General features: G+C 38.5%; 5 protein-coding genes. 2 read left to right on the top strand and 3 right to left on the bottom strand.

All coding sequences use genetic code 11. The features are described 5' to 3' along the window. Nucleotides 1-923: 923 nt before the first annotated feature. Complete coding sequence (locus EWV68_RS06295; protein WP_425184205.1) at nucleotides 924-1,457, bottom strand: transposase; 534 nt, start codon at nucleotides 1,455-1,457, stop codon at nucleotides 924-926. A gap of 154 nt (nucleotides 1,458-1,611) precedes the next feature. Here EWV68_RS06295 and EWV68_RS06290 point away from each other — a divergent pair, with 154 nt between their 5' ends. Both EWV68_RS06290 and EWV68_RS06285 read left to right on the top strand, forming a co-directional pair. After that, nucleotides 1,612-1,857, top strand: a complete 246-nt coding sequence (locus EWV68_RS06290) for a DUF1902 domain-containing protein (RefSeq protein WP_012267127.1) — start codon at nucleotides 1,612-1,614, stop codon at nucleotides 1,855-1,857. Then, entirely contained in the window at nucleotides 1,858-2,055 is a 198-nt protein-coding gene (locus EWV68_RS06285; RefSeq protein WP_002799542.1) for a type II toxin-antitoxin system HicA family toxin, read from the top strand. It begins immediately after the preceding gene. A gap of 35 nt (nucleotides 2,056-2,090) precedes the next feature. Here EWV68_RS06285 and EWV68_RS06280 read toward each other — a convergent pair whose 3' ends face one another. Next, entirely contained in the window at nucleotides 2,091-2,384 is a 294-nt protein-coding gene (locus EWV68_RS06280) for a DUF433 domain-containing protein (protein WP_287169219.1), read from the bottom strand. Between the two features lie 521 nt (nucleotides 2,385-2,905). Further along, on the bottom strand, nucleotides 2,906-3,151 hold a 246-nt coding region (locus EWV68_RS06275), incomplete at its 5' end, for a transposase (protein WP_502705774.1).

The raw sequence follows: 3,151 nt of genomic DNA, 5'->3' as shown, positions 1-3,151 counted from the left end.
CTTCGATTGTTCCCAATTGTTTTCGATCTAGAACGAGCTAATCAATTAAGTCTCTTGCCGGATAAGGATTTAGTCGATTTATGCCCCCTGATCGAATCATACCAAGTAACGAAGAGCCGAAAATCTAGGGTTTCAGTGATAGATTATGCACGAATGCTTCGCCCGTACAGGGATTTAATGGGGAGATTATCAGAATTGTATCACAGGGATAATAGGCGAAGGTTATTAGTTTATTGCCCGGGGTAGGGGCGAAGCATTCGGATAGAAAATCTAGGGTTTCAGTGATAGATTAGGCACGAATGCTTCGCCCGTACAGGGATTTAATGGGGAGATTATCAGAATTGTATCACAGGGATGATAGGCTAAGGTTATTGTCTGGGGTAGGGGCGAAGCATTCGGATAGAAAATCTAGGGTTTCAGTGATAGATTAGGCACGAATGCTTCGCCCGTACAGGGATTGAATGGGGAGATTATCAGAATTGTATCACAGGGATAATAGGCGAAGGTTATTAGTTTATTGCCCGGGGTAGGGGCGAAGCATTCGGATAGAAAATCTAGGGTTTCAGCGATAGGTTATTGTCCGAATGCTTCGCCCGTACAGGGATTTAATGGGGAGATTATCAGAATTGTATCACAGGGATGATAGGCTAAGGTTATTGTCTGGGGTAGGGGCGAAGCATTCGGATAAAAAATTTAGGGTTTCAGCGATAGGTTATTGTCCGAATGCTTCGCCCGTACAGGGATTTAATGGGGAGATTATCATAATTGTATCACAGGGATAATAGGCGAAGGTTATTGTCTGGGTTAGGGGCGAAGCATTCGGATAAGAAATTTATGGTTTCAGCGATAGATTATGCACGAATGCTTCGCCCCTACAGGTTATTCGTCCCCGCAGGTTATTTGTCCCCACAGGTTATTTGCCCCTACATTGGTTTGAATTTATTCAGATTGTTCTCGTCTTGTTCCCAATTTCGCGGATTATCAAGAATGTATTGCCGGATTTTTTGATAAGAATTTTCATTGCGAATGATATGTTCATAATAATTGCGCTGCCAAATTTTCAGGCGATCGCCACATAAACGATTAATTTTACGAGTAGAAATTGATTTGAAATTCTGCACAATAGCCCCCAAAGATTCTGGCATTGTACCGCGAGGATATTGAGAATAGTATTCGGTCTTTTCCAGATCATAATTTTGTATTACTATAATTCCATGAATATGATTGGGCATGACAATAAAAGCATCTAGTTCAATAAATTTAAAATTTAGAGGTAGTCTATACCATACTGCTTGAATAGTATCACCAAGTAAATTTCGCTCCATATTTTCTTCAACAATTTCACCAAATAAATACTGCTTCTGATAAGAACAAATTGTTATATAATAAGCTCCATTAAGTCTATAATCATAGCCTTTTAAACGAATAGATTGTCGATGTTTTTGGGGTTCATTCATGGCGTGGCAGATGGTGGCGGTTAATTCAGTTATAAGCGATTGATCGGCAATCATCAAGAGTTGGGGATTGGTGGTAAGATTGTCAGAAAAGCGATCGCACTGTATAATCTTGATTGATAGATAAGCTAATTCTACTCACTTGAACTAAATCATCATGAATCAAAAACCGTACCAAGTAGAAGCATTTTGGGATCGAGAGGCGCAAGTGTGGGTAGCAGAGAGTGAAGATATTCCCGGATTAGTCACCGAAGCTGATACCATCGAAGCTTTAACAGCTAAATTACGACAGATAATTCCAGAATTATTACAACTCAATCATCTAATTACCATTGAACCTCAAAAAGCGATAACTTTTGAACTCATTAGTCATCGTCAAGAATCAATTGAGTGCGCTGTTTAGATGGCTACTTCTTTAACACCTGCATTAAAAAAACTGCTCTCAGCAGCTGGATGTTATTTTGAACGTCAAGGTAAAGGAGATCATGAAATTTGGTATAGTCCTCTGACAGAAAGAAGATTTGTAGTTGATAATACTATTAAATCACGCCATACTGCCAATGCAGTTTTGAAACAAGCCGGATTATCTAAATCATTTTGAACGCTGTAGAATCCTCATCCATATATAAGCTAATTCTACTCATAAGAAGAAGAATAATGTAATGCTTCAAGGCGATCTGCTTCGGCGGCTTCGGCTATAATTTCTGCTTCTATTGTTTCTTTGTTAGTATGATAGTAAGTTAGAGCGGCATAAACTTGTGCCAAAGAAAGATGAGGGATTTCATCGGCAATTTCTTCAGGACTATATCCTAACTTATACCAGATCACTATTCTTCGTACAGTAACAGCAGTTCCCGCGATAATAGGACAACCTCCATGAATTTTGGGATCGCTTTTTATGAAAGTGCCAATATTGATATCTGTTAACATAACTTTCTTCGATTCAGTTTCAACTAATTAAACTACATAGGATTCTATGCTTTTATCACCATTCTAGCATGGCCTAAACATTGGTCGGGGTAGGGGATTGAATGGGGAGATTATCAGAATTCTATCACGGGGACGATAGCCGAAAAAAATAATAGTCAATCAAACAATCGTCTGTACTGTGATTTGAATGATTGAATGAGGACTATGATTGTTAGGATTATGATTGAATGAGGACGATGATTGTTAGGATTATGGGGCGATTATTACAATAACATCCCAGTGATGATAGCCGAGAAAAATCCTAGTCAATCAAATAATCGTCTCTACTGTGATTTGAATGATTAAATGAAAACTATGATGGTTGAGATTATGATTGAATGAGGACTATAATAGCAGGATGACTACAATTATATCCCAGAGATCATAGCCGAGAAAAATCCTAGTTAATCAAATAATCGTCTCTACTGTGATTTGAATGATTAAATGAAAACTATGATGGTTGAGATTATGATTGGGCCGATTCAAGTCTGAATTGCATCACTATCTGATCTACCTTTATAGAATACCTCATTCGGGGTACGATAGTCAAGACATTTTCGAGGACGATTGTTAATCAAGTTTACGGCTATTTCCACCTGCTCTGGCTTGACAATTTTAAAATTCGTTCCCTTGGGGAAAAATTGTCTTAACAGTCCCTTGGTATGCTCGTTTAATCCCCTCTCCCACGAATGATAAGGAGTAGCAAAATAAAAATCTGCTCCTAGTTT

This window comes from Microcystis sp. M_QC_C_20170808_M9Col, assembly GCF_007095495.1.
Taxonomy (GTDB): domain Bacteria; phylum Cyanobacteriota; class Cyanobacteriia; order Cyanobacteriales; family Microcystaceae; genus Microcystis; species Microcystis aeruginosa.
Note: the sequence above shows the minus strand (reverse complement) of the source record. Positions and strands in the feature narration are given on the sequence as shown.

What these genes read in the sequence shown, in the direction of transcription:
- EWV68_RS06295 (WP_425184205.1), bottom strand. Translation starts at nt 1,457, where the DNA reads ATGAATGAACCCCAAAAACATCGACAATCTATTCGTTTAAAAGGCTAT.
- EWV68_RS06280 (WP_287169219.1), bottom strand. Translation starts at nt 2,384, where the DNA reads ATGTTAACAGATATCAATATTGGCACTTTCATAAAAAGCGATCCCAAA.
- EWV68_RS06285 (WP_002799542.1), top strand. Translation starts at nt 1,858, where the DNA reads ATGGCTACTTCTTTAACACCTGCATTAAAAAAACTGCTCTCAGCAGCT.
- EWV68_RS06290 (WP_012267127.1), top strand. Translation starts at nt 1,612, where the DNA reads ATGAATCAAAAACCGTACCAAGTAGAAGCATTTTGGGATCGAGAGGCG.